At 74.8% G+C, this 15,009-nt stretch carries 13 protein-coding genes and 4 pseudogenes; 12 read left to right on the top strand and 5 right to left on the bottom strand.

The window, feature by feature from the left end; translation table 11 throughout:
* Positions 1 to 481 precede the first annotated feature (481 nt).
* The 3 genes and pseudogenes from ABEB06_RS38620 to ABEB06_RS38610 form a co-directional block, all read left to right on the top strand.
* Positions 482 to 1,192 (top strand): LamG domain-containing protein, encoded by a 711-nt coding sequence (locus ABEB06_RS38620; protein ID WP_345701631.1) that lies wholly within the window; start codon positions 482 to 484, stop codon positions 1,190 to 1,192.
* Positions 1,193 to 1,214: 22 nt separating this feature from the next.
* Positions 1,215 to 1,883 (top strand): annotated as a pseudogene (locus tag ABEB06_RS38615) (ATP-binding cassette domain-containing protein); the annotation flags it as partial.
* A gap of 219 nt (positions 1,884 to 2,102) precedes the next feature.
* Positions 2,103 to 3,206, top strand: a pseudogene (locus ABEB06_RS38610) (SpoIIE family protein phosphatase); the annotation flags it as partial.
* 54 nt (positions 3,207 to 3,260) lie between these two features.
* Here the strand turns inward: ABEB06_RS38610 and ABEB06_RS38605 are convergent.
* Positions 3,261 to 4,019: pseudogene (locus ABEB06_RS38605) on the bottom strand (thioesterase family protein); the annotation flags it as partial.
* Positions 4,020 to 4,226: 207 nt separating this feature from the next.
* Here ABEB06_RS38605 and ABEB06_RS38600 point away from each other — a divergent pair.
* Positions 4,227 to 4,895: a TetR/AcrR family transcriptional regulator gene (locus tag ABEB06_RS38600; RefSeq protein WP_345701630.1), complete on the top strand. Its 669-nt coding sequence runs from the start codon at positions 4,227 to 4,229 to the stop codon at positions 4,893 to 4,895.
* Between the two features lie 57 nt (positions 4,896 to 4,952).
* A pseudogene (locus ABEB06_RS38595) lies at positions 4,953 to 5,102 on the top strand (lamin tail domain-containing protein); the annotation flags it as partial.
* Positions 5,103 to 5,166: 64 nt separating this feature from the next.
* On the opposite strand, the gene ABEB06_RS38590 reads toward ABEB06_RS38595, so the two are convergent.
* Complete coding sequence (locus ABEB06_RS38590; protein ID WP_345701628.1) at positions 5,167 to 5,466, bottom strand: DUF4193 domain-containing protein; 300 nt, start codon at positions 5,464 to 5,466, stop codon at positions 5,167 to 5,169.
* A 410-nt stretch (positions 5,467 to 5,876) separates the two neighbouring features.
* On the opposite strand from ABEB06_RS38590, the gene ABEB06_RS38585 reads away from it, so the two are divergent.
* Entirely contained in the window at positions 5,877 to 6,710 is an 834-nt protein-coding gene (locus ABEB06_RS38585) for a siderophore-interacting protein (RefSeq protein WP_345701627.1), read from the top strand.
* A 17-nt stretch (positions 6,711 to 6,727) separates the two neighbouring features.
* Here the strand turns inward: ABEB06_RS38585 and ABEB06_RS38580 are convergent, their stop codons facing one another.
* Both ABEB06_RS38580 and ABEB06_RS38575 read right to left on the bottom strand, forming a co-directional pair.
* On the bottom strand, positions 6,728 to 6,880 hold the full coding sequence (locus ABEB06_RS38580) for a hypothetical protein (protein WP_345701626.1): 153 nt from the start codon (positions 6,878 to 6,880) through the stop codon (positions 6,728 to 6,730).
* 173 nt (positions 6,881 to 7,053) lie between these two features.
* The gene (locus tag ABEB06_RS38575) at positions 7,054 to 7,416 is read right to left on the bottom strand and encodes a 5-carboxymethyl-2-hydroxymuconate Delta-isomerase (RefSeq protein ID WP_345701625.1); all 363 of its coding nucleotides are present in this window, start codon (positions 7,414 to 7,416) and stop codon (positions 7,054 to 7,056) included.
* Between the two features lie 154 nt (positions 7,417 to 7,570).
* Here ABEB06_RS38575 and ABEB06_RS38570 point away from each other — a divergent pair, with 154 nt between their 5' ends.
* Positions 7,571 to 8,419, top strand: coding sequence for an NAD-dependent epimerase/dehydratase family protein (locus tag ABEB06_RS38570; protein ID WP_345701624.1), 849 nt, complete (start codon positions 7,571 to 7,573; stop codon positions 8,417 to 8,419).
* Positions 8,420 to 8,433: 14 nt separating this feature from the next.
* Positions 8,434 to 8,721 carry a hypothetical protein gene (locus ABEB06_RS38565; protein WP_345701623.1) on the top strand — a complete coding sequence of 96 codons (288 nt, stop codon included), beginning with the start codon at positions 8,434 to 8,436 and terminating at the stop codon, positions 8,719 to 8,721.
* Between the two features lie 68 nt (positions 8,722 to 8,789).
* Here ABEB06_RS38565 and ABEB06_RS38560 read toward each other — a convergent pair whose 3' ends face one another.
* A complete protein-coding gene (locus ABEB06_RS38560; protein ID WP_345701622.1) occupies positions 8,790 to 9,368 on the bottom strand; it encodes a DUF4262 domain-containing protein in 579 nt (192 codons plus the stop codon).
* A 252-nt stretch (positions 9,369 to 9,620) separates the two neighbouring features.
* Between ABEB06_RS38560 and ABEB06_RS38555 the strand changes: the two genes are divergently transcribed.
* The 4 genes from ABEB06_RS38555 to ABEB06_RS38540 all read left to right on the top strand — a co-directional run bounded on the left by ABEB06_RS38555 (position 9,621) and on the right by ABEB06_RS38540 (position 14,753).
* Positions 9,621 to 9,791, top strand: coding sequence for a hypothetical protein (locus ABEB06_RS38555; protein ID WP_345701621.1), 171 nt, complete (start codon positions 9,621 to 9,623; stop codon positions 9,789 to 9,791).
* 168 nt (positions 9,792 to 9,959) lie between these two features.
* Positions 9,960 to 12,413, top strand: coding sequence for a glycoside hydrolase family 9 protein (locus ABEB06_RS38550; protein WP_345701620.1), 2,454 nt, complete (start codon positions 9,960 to 9,962; stop codon positions 12,411 to 12,413).
* Positions 12,414 to 12,552: 139 nt separating this feature from the next.
* A complete protein-coding gene (locus ABEB06_RS38545) occupies positions 12,553 to 13,197 on the top strand; it encodes a maltokinase N-terminal cap-like domain-containing protein (RefSeq protein WP_345701619.1) in 645 nt (214 codons plus the stop codon).
* A 275-nt stretch (positions 13,198 to 13,472) separates the two neighbouring features.
* Positions 13,473 to 14,753: a YhgE/Pip domain-containing protein gene (locus tag ABEB06_RS38540; protein WP_345701618.1), complete on the top strand. Its 1,281-nt coding sequence runs from the start codon at positions 13,473 to 13,475 to the stop codon at positions 14,751 to 14,753.
* Positions 14,754 to 15,009: the final 256 nt, after the last annotated feature.

The raw sequence follows: 15,009 nt of genomic DNA, 5'->3' as shown, positions 1-15,009 counted from the left end.
GAGGCCGATCCGGGCGATGGTGCGGCCGGCGTAGGCGGACAGGTCGAGGGGCTTGCCCTCCCAGCCGGCGCCGCCGGTCGGTCCGAGCTCGAGGGCGGTGAAGGCGGCCGGCGCGTCGGTGAAGGAGATCGCGGCCTTGAGCCCGGTGGCCCCGGCGGCCGGGGTCTTGAGACGACACCGAACGTGCGCCATCACCTCGCCGACTCGAACTCTGGACGGCGTCCCCCACCACGACCGAGGGCTCTGCAGGGCCCGCCTGGTGGTACGTCAAAAAAGGCCTGCCGGGGCCCTGGCGCGCGGCGCACACCGGTGCTGGCCACGCTGCGGCTGACCCCGGCCGGGCGGGCCTGACGGCGCGGGTGGATCGTGTGCGCCCGGCGCAGCGGCCGCGCTCCCGTGCGCCGGGCAGCGGACGATCCGGACGTGATTCTTCCGGGGATACCGAGGTCGGAAGGCCCCTTCGACCTGGGAGAGTGACCCGTTGACCGGATCCGTACCTTCGAACGCACCCGTCGTGGTGTTCGACGCCCCCTTCTCCGACCGCTCGCAGTGGGCGGCCGGCGTCTCCTCCGCGTACCCGCCCAACGGGCGCAACCCCGGCGACAACAAGCTCGACCACCTGGTGCCGGGCTTCGGGCCGAGCGCGGACCGCTTCGCCGCGGTCCGCGAGAGCAGCCGCAGCTGGCGCACCCCGCTGGTGACCACCGAGAACACCGCGGGCGGCTTCGAGCTGCGGCCCGGCGACCTGCTGGAGGCGCGCTGCCTGCTGACGGCCGCCCAGGGCGCGTGGCCCGCGATCTGGACCTGGGGACGCGACCGGCCGGACGGCCGGCCGCAGCCCGGCCACGGGGAGGTGGACGTCCTGGAGTACCACGGCGACCACCCGCGGATGCTGGAGCTCAGCAACCACACCGCGCCGGGCGCCTCGGCCTACCTGGACGACCTGGTCACCCCCGGCCAGTGGTTCACCGTCGCCTGCCGGTTCGGCACCGACTCGGTCCGCTGGTCGGTCGACGGGCGGGAGGTGTACGCGGACGGCGCCGGCGTGGCCGCGACCTGGCGCGCGTGGATCATCGTCAACCTGTCGGTGTCCGCCGGGCAGTGGGGCCACCCGGCGCCCCGGCCGGACGTCTCCCGCCTCTCCTGGCGCTGCAACCGCCTGCGCGTCCTGCGCACCCCGCCGACCGGGTAGGCCCCGCGGGCGGCCGCCGGGGATGCCGCCGAACGGGCGGCCGCCCGTGTGTCGGCTTCACCCCCCGCGCCGCCGGTGTCAGGGTGGAGGACCCGGGCCGCGGGCGTGCCCCGGACGTCGGCACCCCGGTGCGGGGGCCGCAGGACCGGCGGCCCTGACGGTCCGTGGAGAGTGTGGAGGTGGCCCCGTGCCCGGCGTCCCGCTGTTGTCCCTGCGCGGGATCTCCAAGCACTACGGGCCCGTCCAGGTCCTGCACGCGGTGGACCTGCAGGTCGACCAGGGGCAGGTGGTCGGCCTGGTCGGCGACAGCGGGGCCGGCAAGAGCACCCTGGTCAAGGTCGTCTCCGGGGCCGGTCCGGCGGACGCGGGCACCGTCGAGTGGCAGGGCCGGCCGGTCGCCCTGCGCCGCCCGGCCGACGCGGGGCGGCTCGGCATCGCCACCGTCTACCAGGACCTCCCGCTGGTCGGCCGGCTCGACGTGGTCGCCAACCTCTACCTCGGGCGGGAGCTGCGCCGCTTCGGCGTGCTGCGCGAGATCGAGATGGCGAAGCGGTCGCTGGCCCTGCTCGACCAGCTGTCCATCCGCCTGCCGAGCGTCCGCGTCCCGGTGGCGACGCTCTCCGCCGAGCAGCGCCAGCTGGTCGCCATCGCCCGGGCTCTGATCGGGAAGCCCAGCCTGGTCGTCCTCGACGAACCCACCTCCGCGCTGCCGCTCGACCAGACCACCCGCGTCCTGGACCTGATCCGCCGGCTCCGGGACCAGGGCCACGCCGTCGTCATGATCAGCCACAACCTGGAGGAGATCCAGGCCGTCGCCGACCAGATCGCGGTCCTGCGGCTGGGCCGCAACAACGGCGTCTTCGACGCCAAGTACACCAGCCAGGAGCAGATCGCCGCCGCCATCACCGGCGGCCACCCGCTCGCCGTCTCCCTCCAGCAGAGCCTTCTTCCGCGCGGTCTGCCCGTCCAGGACGCCGTCGAGGCCGCCTACCGCTACCTGCCCGCCCACGCGGCGGTGGGCGGGGACTGGTTCGACGTGATCCCGCTGTCCGGCGCCCGGGTGGCGCTGGTGGTCGGCGACGTGGTCGGCCACGGCCTGCACGCCGCCGCCACCATGGGCCGGCTGCGCACCGCCGTCCACAACCTCGCCATGCTCGACCTGCCGCCCGACGAACTGCTCACCCACCTCGACGAGGTGGTCGCCCGCATCGACGAGGAGCAGGCGGCCGACGGCCGCGAGGGCGCCATCATCGGCGCCACCTGCCTGTACGCGATCTACGACCCGGTCACCTGCCGCTGCCAGCTCGCCCGGGCCGGCCACCTGCCGCCCGTCCTGGTGCACCCGGACGGCACCGCGACCATCCCCGACACCCCGGCCGGCCCGCCGCTGGGCCTGCGCGGCCTGCCGTTCACCACCACCGAGTTCGACGTCCCCGAGGGCAGCCAGCTGGTCCTCTACACCGACGGGCTCGTCGAGTCGCGGACCAAGGACATCGACGAGGGCCTCGACCGGCTCCGCGCCGCGCTCACCCACCCGGAACGCTCCCCGGAGCAGACCTGCCAGGACGTCCTGGACGCCATGCTCCCCGCCAACCCCACCGACGACATCGCCCTGCTGATCGCCCGCACCCTGGCCCTGCCCCCCGACCGGATCGCCGAGTGGAACGTCCCGCCCGACCCCGCGGCCGTCGCCACCACCCGCGCCGCCGCCAACGCCCAGCTGCACGCCTGGGGCCTGGACGAGCTGATCCTCGGCACCGAGCTCATCCTCAGCGAACTCGTCACCAACGCGATCCGGTACGGCGCCGCCCCGATCGGGGTGCGCCTGCTCTACGGGCGCACCCTGATCTGCCAGGTCACCGACGCCAGCACCACCTCACCGCGGATGCGGCTCGCCGCCGCCACCGACGAGGGCGGCCGCGGACTCCTGCTCATCGCGCAGATCGCCCAGCGCTGGGGCACCCAGCACACCGACAGCGGCAAGACGATCTGGACCGAGCAGAACCTCCCCTGACCCGGCCGGCGCCGGCTCCCGCCCTGCGTGGGCGCGCGGGCGGACCGTCAGCATCTGCTCGACCCGGCCGACCGGGCCGGTGGTGTCGTGCAGGGCCGAGCTGGTGATGCCGAGGCCGTCGGGGCCCAGCACCACGCCGGTCTCGAAGCCGAGCCACTCGCCGACGGGCTGCCGGTGCAGGTGGATGGTGAGGTCGACGTTGGGGTAGTGCCAGTCGGTCGGCGACGCGCGGACCGCGAGTCCGTTCGCGGTGTCGACCATGGCGATCCAGGAGGCCAGGGTGCCGGCTTTCTCGCCCTCGATCAGGCCCACCCGGCTGCGCGTCCACGACCGGGACCGGCCGGGCACGGCGTCGGCCTCGCGCCGGATGTCCAGGGAGCGCACGAAACCGCCGCCGAAGAGCGCGGTGAGGTCCCACGCGGGCACCGCGTCCGGCGCGGGGAGCACGGCGGGCGCGCCGCCCGCGACCTCGGCGGTGTCGATCACCGCGAGGCGCCAGGCGCGCGCGATCACGGCGGTGCGGCCGTGCTGGCCGACCCGTGCCTCGACCAGGCTGATCGTGCGGCCGGGCCGCAGGACCTCGACCGTGACCTCGAACGCGTCCAGGGTCAGCACCCCGAGGATGTCCAGGCCGAGCCGCGCCGTCTGCAGCCCGTCCGTCCCGACCGCCCGTTCGATCTCGTGGACGAGCAGGCCCGCCATCGGCGCGATGTGCTGCTCGGTCGGCGACCACCCGCCGGTGGCGTGCTCGGTGGGCAGGAAGTGGCCGGGCGTGGCGAGGCGGCGGTAGTAGGCGCCGGCGGAAGCGGACATCGGATCCTCGGATTTCGTGGGCCGGGGGCTCTGGCACGACCGTAGGTTCCCGCGTCGAAAAAAGTCAACCGAGCGGTCGGGTTTTCGGCTGAGCGGTCATGTTCCGATACGGTCGGATGGAAAATCGACCCCCTCGGGGCCCGGCGATAGGGTGTGCGGACACCGCGGAGCTGCGGCGGCGCGGCCGGGGACCGAGGAGGAGCTGGGTTGAGCGGCACGGCGGACGAGGGCGGCGGCGCGGGCGCGCCGGAGCCGGCGGACGGAGCGTCACCGGTCCGGGGTACCGGCCGGGTCGCCCGGCGGCGCGACCGCCGCAAGGCGGAGATTGTCCGCACCGCGACCCGGATCCTCGCCGACGCCGGCTACCAGGGCATGAGCCTGGAGGACGTGGCCGAACGGACCGACATCGCCAAGGCCACGCTCTACCACTACTTCTCGTCCAAGGACGAACTGGTCGCCGCCGCACTGGAGTCGCTCACCCAGGAGGTCCTCCGGCGCCTGGCCGACCGGGAGCGGAAGGTCACCGGCGCCGGCGCCCGGGAGCTGCTGGCGGCACTCGTCGACGAGCAGGTGCTCATCCTCACCGAGACCGCCCCCGAGGTCGCGGCGGCCTTCTCCTGGCCCCGCACCTGGCCGCAGGCGTTCGAGGAGCCGATGAAGGACATGCGCCGCCGCCACGACGCCGTCTTCCGGCGCGTCGTCGAACAGGGCGTCGCGGACGGCGAGTTCACCTGCGACAACATCAACGTGGCGATGCAGTGCCTGCACGGCGTCCTCAACCAGTCCCCGGTCTGGATCCGCCCCGGCGTCCACGTCGAGGACCGGGACGAGGTGCGCGCGGCGGTCGTCGCCTGCGCTCTGCGCCTCTTCGGCTGACCCGCGGAGCGCGGGCCGTTCGGGGGGAGTTCACGGGATGCTCACCCGGCGGCGGCTGCGGGCGTCATGGAGCTCCAGTGGGAGCCCCAGGCCTCGCGCCTGTGGGCGGTCTGCGACGAGTGCGTCGCCGGCTCGAAGCCGGTCTACTGGGCCGACGACGCCAACGACGGCGGCCACGCGATCCGGCGCGGCACGGTCAGCTGCTGAGCGGTCCGGCCCAGCGCCCGTCGTCCCGTCGCGGGGCGGCGGGCGCTGCGCCGTGCGCGGCGGGTCAGGTCGCGCAGTCGCGGCAGATGGGCTGGCCGTTGCGGTCCTCTCCGGCGAGCTGGGCGCGGTGGTGCACCAGGAAGCACGTCATGCAGGTGAACTCGTCGTCCTGCAGGGGCACGACCCGCACGGTGAGTTCCTCGCCGGACAGGTCCGCACCGGGAAGCTCCAGCCCTTCGACGGCCTCCGGGTCGATGTCGACCGCGGAACCCTGTTTGTCGTCGCGCTGACTCTTCAGTGCCTCGATGCTCTCGTCGCGGCCTTCGTCGCCGGTGTCGCGTGGGGCGTCGTAGTCGGTTGCCAAGGCGCTGCCTTCTCGTCGAGGGTCGTTTCCCTCCACCATGCCACCTGTCGCCCGGATTGACCGCCAATTCCCCACCCGACCTGCGGCTCCGCGCCGCAACAGGGCCGTCCGGGTGGCGCCGTGCCCGCCCGTCGGCCGTTCCCCCTCGGCCCGCAGGGCACAGCTGTCGCGGTACCGGGCGTGACGTCACCGCCCCCGGCGCGGGCAACTCCGAGGTGTTCAACTCCGCCTCCCGCGCCACCGGTGACGACGCGACGGCCGTCGACCACCCCGGCACCATGCTCGCCGCCGACCGGGCCCGGCCGGAGCCGCCGGACGTGTTCGACCGGACTCGAAAAAGATCGTGGAACGAGGTCCGCCGGGTGTTACGTTAGGCGAGCCTAAGTTGATGATCTGAGGAGAGCCAGTCCATGGCAGAGCGTCCGGCCCGCAAGCCCCGGAAGCCGCACACCGCGCACGTCGTCCGCACCGAACGCCTCACCCCGCACATGCAGCGCGTCGTCCTCGGCGGCGACGGCCTCGCCGCGTTCACCGCCGGCGACTTCACCGACCACTACGTCAAGATCCTCTTCGCCCCCACGGGCGTGACCTACCCCGAGCCCTTCGACCTGGAGAAGATCCGCGAGGACCTCCCCCGCGAGCAGTGGCCCGTCACCCGCACCTACACCGTCCGTGCCTGGAACCCCGAACAGCGGGAACTCACCGTCGACTTCGTCGTCCACGGCGACGAAGGACTCGCCGGCCCCTGGGCCGCCCGCACCCGGCCCGGCGACGTCGTCCGCTTCATGGGCCCCGGCGGCGGCTACACCCCCGACCCCACCGCCGACTGGCACCTGCTCGCCGGCGACGAGAGCGCCCTGCCCGCCATCGCCGCCGCCCTCGAAGCCCTCCCCGCCGACGCCCGCGTCCACGCCTTCGTCGAGGTCGCCGGACCCGAGGAGGAGCAGAAGCTCGCCGCCGACGTCACCTGGCTCCACCGCGGCGAGCGGCCCGCCGGCGAACTCCTCGTCCAGGCCGTCCGCGCACTGGAACGCCCCGAAGGCCGGATGCACGCCTTCGTCCACGGCGAGGCCGGCACCGTCAAGGACCTCCGCGCGTTCCTGCGCGTCGACCTCGGCATCCCCCGCGAGGACCTCTCCATCTCCGGCTACTGGCGCCTCGGCCACAACGAGGACGGCTGGCAGGCCTCCAAGCGCGACTGGAACGCCCAGGTCGAAGCCGAGCAGGAGACCCCGGCACCCTGAGCGCCCCACCGGGCGCGTCACGGCCGGTCCGGGGCCTCGCCCTCCTCGACGAGCCACTCCCGGACCGAGAGGGACCGGCCGAGGAGCCGGGCGATCCGCATGCCCCGGCCCCGCGAGGTCACCCTCGTCAGCGGGGTGAACTCGTCGGGCAGCACGTCCAGCAGGCTCATCACCCGCTCCCCCGTGCGCAGTGCCGGCAGCAGCTCGCATCTCAGCGTGCGCGGCGCCTCCGGGGAGGCCGTGCCAGAAGGCCGGCCACAGGCAGTGCGTTCCGTCCAGCGCCGCGTTCACGCGTACCCGCGCCGGGTCGAGCCGCTGACTCGGGCGGAGCCCGCTCGCCCGCTCACGAGGAGCCCGGGCCACCGGCGTGGTGGCTGAAGCGGTAGGTGGCGCGGTCGAGTTCGGTGACCTCGATGCCGAAGGCCGCCGGGACGCGGACGTGGGCCTCCAGCAGCGCGAGGGTGCGGTCGGTCAGCTCGGCGCGGAGTTCCGCGCTGCGGCCGGCGAGGATCTTGATCTCGACCAGCACCACCGCCCGGCCCTCACCGCCGTCACCGACCAGGTGGTCGGCGGCCGGGCGGAAGACCGTCTTGCACTCGGCCACGGTCGTGTCGATGACCTGGGCGAGCTGCTCGTGCAGCGCGGCGGCGAAGGCCGGGCGGTCGAGGACCACGTCGGTCGAGTGGTCGATCAGGATCTGCGGCACGGGTACTCCCCCGGTGTGACTCGAACCAGCGAACGGTCCGGACGGTAGCGCAGCCGGCCGTGCCCGGGCATGCCGATTCCGGTCCGGATGCGGGGGCGGACGACCGGGCAGGGGGGAGGATGACCGGGGAGACGTCGGAGAGCGGGAGGCCGCGGTGAGGCTGGGGACGGTGGTGGTGACGGGCGCGGCCGGGCGGATCGGCGCCGTGGTGCGGCGGGCGCTGCGCGGGGAGGCGGAGCGCCTGGTGCTCGTCGACCGGGTGCCGCTGCGGGCGGAGGCCCCGAACGAGGTGGCACTCACCGCGGACCTGCGGGATCCGGCGGCGGTGGAGGCGGCCCTGGCGGGGGCGGACCGGGTGGTCCACCTGGCGGGGGTGCCGGACGAGGCCCCGCTGGCGGAGCTGCTGGAGGCGAACGTGCTGGGCACCCAGCACGTGCTGGAGGCGGCCCGGCGGGCTCGGGTCCGGCGGGTGGTGCTGGCGAGCAGCAACCGGGTGACCGGCTTCTACCCGGCGGGGCACCTCACCGGGCCGCTGGAGCCCTGCCGGCCCGACGGGCTGTACGGCGTCAGCAAGGTGGCGGTGGAGGCGCTCGGGCAGTTGTACGCGGACAAGTTCGGGCTGCCGGTGGTGTGCCTGCGGATCGGGAGCTTCGAACCGGCCCCGGTGGACGCCAGGCAGCTGGCGACCTGGCTGAGCCCGCGGGACGCGGTCGGGTTCGTCCGGGCGGCGCTCACGGCGCCGGAGGCGGTCCGCTTCGCGGCGGTGTACGCGGTGTCCGCCAACACCCGGCGGTTCTGGGAGCTGCCGGACCCGGCGGTGCTGCCGTACGTCCCGGTGGACGACGCGGAGGCGTTCGCCGCGGACGTCCCCGGCGCGGACGCGGCGGTGGACCCGTCGGCGCCCCAGGCGGGTGCCTACGCGCTGCCCGAGTTCACCCTGCCGCACCTGGGCCCTGCCGACCGGCCGGCGTGTGCGGAGCCCGACCGATCGACCACCACCTGACCAGGAGAGACACGGTGCAACGCGTCGCGACCTCGCTGTGGGGGCCCGGGCCCTACTACTTCGCCGGCCGTCTCCTCACGGTAGGGAATCCCGAGGCCCTCGGCCCTCCGGACTTCGCGGAGGACAACGAGGAGGGCCACGTCTTCCGCCTCGACGGCGGGGAGGTCGTGCTGCTCTGGCGCGACTGGATCCATGCGCCCGACACCTACGTGCTGGCGGCCATGGTCGACGACGCCGCTCGGCTCCTCGCGGAGTTCGTCGCGGAGTCGGACCACCTGGGGACGCGGGTCGGCGAGGCCTGAGACCGGAGCCGGCCCGCCGCAACCCCTCCGGTGTTCCCGTCCGCCGGGAGCCCCGCCCCGGCCGGAGGTCAGCCGGCTTCGGCGGCTTCGTCGGTCCAGACGCCCTTCGGGTGCTCGTCGACCGGGAGCCAGAGGCCGGGCTGCGAGCGGCACCCCGCGCTGGCCCGCCCGTCCAAGGGCGGCCGGTGCTCGCGGTCGGGCCAGAGCAGCTGGACGAAGGGGACCGGGCTGCGCCGGTAGAAGCCGACGGCCGTGCCGAACAGCGGGCGGTACCAGCTGTCGTCGACCGGTCGGACCTCGACCCGGTACCCGTCGATGACGTCGGGGAGCAGCGTGCCGGGCTCCGTCGACGCGCCGTCGCGCAGCTGCGCGGCCGCGGCGTCGACCCAGTGCATCAGCCCTTGCAGCTCCAAGCTGAACATGGCCACCTCCGGGATCCGGTGGGAGTGCCACAGGCCGACGGTGAAGGCCCAGTTCGGCACTTCGCCTCCCCCGCCCACGCCGACCACGTGCCAGCCGTGGTCGCGGACGTGCGCCATCTCCGAGGACCAGTGCTCCGCCCGGTGCCGCCGGGCACGGGGGGTGGCGGAGGCGGCGGGGTCGCAGAGCACGCAGGGGCACGGAGGGGTCGCGGGGCGGTCGGTCACCCGGGTATCCAAGCAGATCGGGGCGGTTCTCCCGCCCGGGGGCGTGCGCGCAGGCCCGGGACCGGCCGTCCGGCGGCCACTCGGACGGGTGACCGGCTCGACGCGCGGGAGCGCGGGACGTGCGCCGGGTTCGGGCCGGCCCGGCTCCCGGCGGTCGGCGGGTTGACGGCGGCGTGCCCGAGGGCCGGGTCGGTCGTTGACGGTGGCATGGAGTCGCCTGCGGATGAAGAAACGGTTCTGCACAAGCGGGACGTGCCGATCTACCACGAACTCGTCCGGCAGTGGCGCGCCGCCGGCCGCACCGTGCCGGGCCGGCCGGACCCGGCCTGGGAGTCGCTCACCGCGCCGCGCTCGGCGGGGTGCCGTCGGCCGCCGGCCGAGGCCGGCCACCGGGAGGCCGCCGGGGTGCGACGTCCCGGGTGAACGGCCTTTCTGCGTCGGCGTCTTGACGTGGCACCGTCCGGGCTGGCTTGATTGGACGCCATGGGAGCGCTCCCACCCTCCCGCCCTCGCCCGTGCTCCCCGCCCGCGCACCACTCCCCCACCCGAGGAAGGCTCCCACCCGTGCCTCCTGCCCCTTCCGTACGCCGCGTGTCGCGTCGCGCGGCCGCTCTCCTCACCGGCCTGGCGCTGGCCGCCGGCGGTCTGACCGCCACCGCGCTGACGGCGGCCCCCGCCGGCGCGGTCGGCTCGGTCGCCGCGGCGGCCGACGTCCCCGTCCGGGTCAACCAGCTCGGCTACCTGCCCGACGGCCCCAAGCGGGCCACCGTGGTCAGCTCGGCGACCGCACCGCTCGCCTGGCAACTGCGGGACGCCGGCGGCACGGTGGTCGCCTCCGGCAACAGCACGGTGCGCGGCGCCGACCGGGCGTCCGGCCAGTCCACGCACCTGGTGGACTTCGGTGCGTACACCGGCACCGGCACCGGCTTCACGCTGGTGGTCGGCGGCCAGGCGAGCCACCCGTTCGACATCTCGTCCGCGCTGTACGACGGGCTGCGGGCCGACAGCATGTCGTTCTTCTACCAGCAGCGCAGCGGCATCGCGATCGACGCGGCGCTGGCGGGCAGCGGGTACGGGCGCCCCGCCGGGCACCTGGGCGTGGCCCCGAACAAGGGCGACACCGGCGTACCCTGCCAGGCCGGGGTCTGCGACTACCGGCAGGACGTGCGCGGCGGCTGGTACGACGCGGGCGACCAGGGCAAGTACGTGGTGAACGGCGGCATCGCGGTCTGGCAGGTGGTCAACTCCTTCGAGCGGGCCCGTCGCGCGGGCGGCGAGGCGGCGCTGGGCGACTCGACCCTGCGGGTGCCCGAGCGCGGCAACGGGGTGCCGGACGTGCTGGACGAGGCGCGCTGGGAGCTGGACTTCCTGCTCCGGATGCAGGTCCCGGCGGGCAGGCCGATGGAGGGCATGGCCTTCCACAAGGTGCACGACGCGCAGTGGACCGCCCTGCCGACCCGCCCCGAACTCGACGACCAGCAACGCGAGTTGCACAAGCCGTCGACCGCCGCCACGCTCAACCTGGCGGCTACCGCGGCGCAGTGCGCACGGGTCTACGCGCCGTACGACGCGGCCTTCGCCTCCCGCTGCCTGGACGCGGCGCGCCGGGCTTGGGCGGCGGCCAGGGCCAACCCGAACGTGCTGGCGCCGGGGACGGACTCGACCGGCGGCGGCGCGTACGAGGACGCCGACGTCTCGGACGAGTTCTACTGGGCGGCGGCCGAACTGCTGGCCACCACCGGCGAGTCGCAGTTCCGGGACGCGGTGACCTCCTCCCCGCTGCACGCCAAGCCGGCCGACGCCTTCTGGTGGGGCGGCACCGCGACGCTGGGCCGGATCACCCTGGCGACCGTGCCCGGGGTGCCGCTGGCCGCGGACGACCTGGCGCGGGTGCGCGGCCTGCTGACCACGGCGGCGGACGGGTACCTGTCGACGATGGCGGGCCAGGGCTACGCGGTGCCGATCCCGGCGGACGGCTACGTGTGGGGCTCCAACAGCCAGGTCGCGAACAACGCGGTGGTGCTGGCGGTGGCCTTCGAGCTGACCGGGGCGCAGCGCTACCGGGCGGGCGCGCTGGAGTCGCTGGACTACCTGCTGGGACGCAACGCGCTGGACCGCTCGTACGTGACGGGCTACGGCGAGCGGGCCTCGGAGAACCAGCACCACCGGTTCTGGGCGCACCAGAACGACGCCTCGCTGCCGCACCCGCCGGCCGGTTCCTTCGCGGGCGGCCCGAACGCGGGGCTGGAGGACCCCGTGGCGAAGGCCCAGTTGGCGGGGTGCGCGCCGGCGGCGTGCTACGTGGACGACATCGGCTCGTACTCGACCAACGAGGTGGCGATCAACTGGAACGCCCCGCTGGCGTGGTTGGCGGCGTTCGCGGCGGAGCGCAAGGCGGCGCCGGTGACGCCGTCGGTGCAGGTGACGCCGTCGGCGGTGTCGGTCGCGGAGGGCGGTTCGGCGACGGTGGGCGTGCGGCTGTCGGCGGCGCCCGCGCAGGGCGTCACGGTGACGGTGGCGCGGGCCTCGGGCGACACCGACCTGTCGGTGCCCGGGACGGCGCTGGTGTTCACCGCCGCCAACTGGTCGACGCCGCAGCAGGTCGCGGTGTCGGCGGCGCAGGACGCGGACGCGGCGGCGGGCAGTGCGGTGTTCTCGGTCGGCGGGTCGGGGGTGCAGGGGACGACGTTCACGGCGACGGAGGTGGACGACGACTCGGCGCCGCCGGCGGCCTCCTGCGCGGTGGTCTACAAGGTGGAGAACGCGTGGGGCAACGGCTTCACGGCGACGGTCACGGTGAAGAACACCGGGACGACGACGATGTCCGGCTGGACGCTGGGCTGGGCCTTCGCCGGTGACCAGCGGATCAGCAACGCGTGGAACGCGACGGTGACCCAGTCGGGCAGTGCGGTGACGGCCCGGGACGCGGGCTGGAACGGCACGCTGGCGCCGGGGGCGAGCGGGAGCTTCGGCTTCCAGGCGACGTACTCGGGTGCGAACCCGGTGCCGGCCTCGTTCACGGTGAACGGGGCGGTCTGCGCCTGACGGACCCTCCGCGGCTGCCCCTGCCCGCCGTTCCGGCCTCCCGGTGCGGCGGGCAGGGGTGCTCCGGGAGGCCCCCGGGGCGGGCTCCGTATGCTGACGGTGCATCGTGGGATCCGTTCGAGGGGTTGGCGCAGAGGACATGGCTGTCATTCACCACACCGAGCTGAAGCCGTCGAAGCTGGAGCTGCTGACGCAGTGGCTGCCGTCGCGTCCCTGGTACCGGGGCGGGGCGGGGGCGCCGGAGCCGGTGAAGGCGGGTGGCTTCCGGCTGGACGACCCGGCGGGCGAGGTGGGCATCGAGTTCATGGTGGTCACCGACGCGGCGGGCGGGGAGCCGGTGTCGTACCTGGTGCCGCTCAGCTACCGCGGGGCGCCGCTGGAGGGCGCGGACGCCGCGCTGGTGGGGACCATGGAGCACGGGGTGCTCGGGCGGCGGTGGGCGTACGACGCGTGCCAGGACCCGGTGGCGGTGGCGCAGCTGGTCGCGCTGGTCGAGGGCCGGGTGCGGGCGCAGGACCAGAACGAGAGCGACACCCCGGACCGCGAGCTGGTGGTCGGTTCGACGCGCACCGCGCTCGCGGGTCTCCCGACCGTGGCGGACTCGGCGGCGGGGACGGTGCTGACCTGGGCCGACGGCAGGTCGCTGCTGGTGGTGCGGGAGCTGGCGGCGGGTTCGGTGGTCTCGGACGGGGCGGCCGCCTACGTCGAGGGGGCGTGGCGGCTCGGGGACGGTGCGCGGGCCCGGGGCCTGTTCGTGGAGCTGCGTCCGGCGGACGGCGCGTAGCCAGGCCTGCGGCCCGGGCCGGGGAACCGGGCGGCCGGACGCGGTTCGGGCGATCCGGCTTCGGGCGTTCGGGGTTCAGGCGATCCGGCTTCGGGCGTTCGGGGTTCAGGCGATCCGGGTTCGGGCGATCAGGCTTCGGGCGTTCGGGTGAGTGGTGCAGGTGTCGGCCGGGGCGCTCCGGGTGCGGCGCCTATGGTCGTGGTGCGCCCCGCCCCCGGGGGCCCGGCTCGCGGGGCGTGGTGTCCCGGGCCGGCGTGACGAACCGCTGGAGTGCCATGGCGTCCGGGAATCCCCCGCAGCAGCCCCCGCCGGGGGCGCGCGCCGGGACGGTGCTGCGCCACGCGAAGATCTGGGTGGTGCCCGGGGTGCTCAGCGCCCTGGTCGCACTGCTGCTGTCGCTGCTGTACATGGGCGGCATCCTGACGCCGTCGGACCACCTGCACCGGATGCCGATCGCCCTCGTGGACTCGGACACGGGGCCGGCGCTGCCCGGCCACACCACTCCGCTGGGCGCGGAGGTGGCCGCCTCGATCGTCGCGAACAGCCCGCCCGGGCAGGTCCAGTGGCGGGTGCTCACGCGCGCGCAGGCGCAGGACGAGCTGGCGTCCGGCAAGGTGTACGGCGCGCTGGAGGTGCCGGAGGACTTCACCCGCAGCGTCGCCGCGCTGACCACCGACCGGGCGTCGGCCCGACCGGTGCTGGCGGCTCTGACCAACCCGGGGGTGGGCAGCCTGGGCTCGTCGCTGGCGAGCCAGATCACCCAGCAGGCGGCCCACCGGTCCTCGCTGGAGATCGGCAAGCAACTGCTGGCGGCGGCCCCGCAGGCGTCCCCGACGGACCAGCTGCTGCTGGCGGACCCGGTGGACGTCCAGGTCAGGCCGGGGCATCCGATCGGGCGTCACACGGGGCTCGGGCTGAGCGCGTTCTACTACACGCTGCTGCTGGTGCTGGCCGGGTTCCTGAGCGCCAACCTGGTGCACAACGCGGTGGACACCTCGCTCGGGTACGCGGACAGCGAGATCGGGCCGTGGCACTCGCGGCGGCCGACGCTGCCGATCGACCGGACGCAGACGCTGCTGGTGAAGATGGGCATGACGGCGGGGCTGTCGCTGGTCACCACCTCGATGATCATGCTGGCGACGATCGGCCTGCTCGGCATGGACGCGCCGCACCTGCCGCTGCTGTGGCTGTTCTCCTTCTGCGCCTGCCTGTCGGTGGGCCTGGGAGTGCAGGCGATCAATGCGGCGTTCGGCGGGATCGGCCAGCTGGTGGCGATGTTCGTCTTCATCGCCCTGGCGCTGCCCTCCTCGGGGGCGACGGTGCCGCTGGAGGCGACGCCGGGCTTCTACCGCTTCCTGGGCGCGTTCGAGCCGATGCGCCAACTGGTCGGAGGCGTCCGCTCGATCCTCTACTTCGACGCCCGGGCGGACGCCGGCCTGGCCCGCGCCTGGGTGATGATCGCCCTGGGCCTGGTCGGTGCCCTGGTCTTCGGCTTCGCGATGACCCGCTACTACGACCGCAAGGGCCTGACCCGGATGGTCCCCAAGCCGTCCTGACGGGCGGCGGGGTCTCCGCCGAGCCGCGGGGGATGAGGCGGGTCGGGATGGTGCGGGTCCGGGCCGGGGCGCTCTCGCCGCCGAGGCGGGCGAAGAGGGTGCGGGCGGCGGTGGCGCCGAGGGTGGCCGCGACGTCCTTCATGGTGGGGCGGGCGCCGGATCTGCGGGTCATGCCGAGCATACGGGGGTGCCGGGACGGGGCCGCCGGGACGGGTGGGGACGGGACGTGGGCCCCTCCTGCCCGGCGGGGGGCGGG

The sequence above is a fragment of the Kitasatospora terrestris genome, from assembly GCF_039542905.1.
Taxonomy (GTDB): Bacteria; Actinomycetota; Actinomycetes; order Streptomycetales; family Streptomycetaceae; genus Kitasatospora; species Kitasatospora terrestris.
The sequence above is the reverse complement of the archived record's forward strand: the minus strand, read 5'-3'. Positions and strand labels throughout refer to the sequence as shown.

Excerpts from the sequence above, each read along its gene's own strand:
- ABEB06_RS38580 (WP_345701626.1), bottom strand. The coding sequence starts at position 6,880 with ATGAGCCTGCTGGACGTGCTGCCCGACGAGTTCACCCCGCTGACGAGG.
- ABEB06_RS38585 (WP_345701627.1), top strand. The coding sequence starts at position 5,877 with ATGGCAGAGCGTCCGGCCCGCAAGCCCCGGAAGCCGCACACCGCGCAC.
- ABEB06_RS38545 (WP_345701619.1), top strand. The coding sequence starts at position 12,553 with ATGGCTGTCATTCACCACACCGAGCTGAAGCCGTCGAAGCTGGAGCTG.
- ABEB06_RS38540 (WP_345701618.1), top strand. The coding sequence starts at position 13,473 with ATGGCGTCCGGGAATCCCCCGCAGCAGCCCCCGCCGGGGGCGCGCGCC.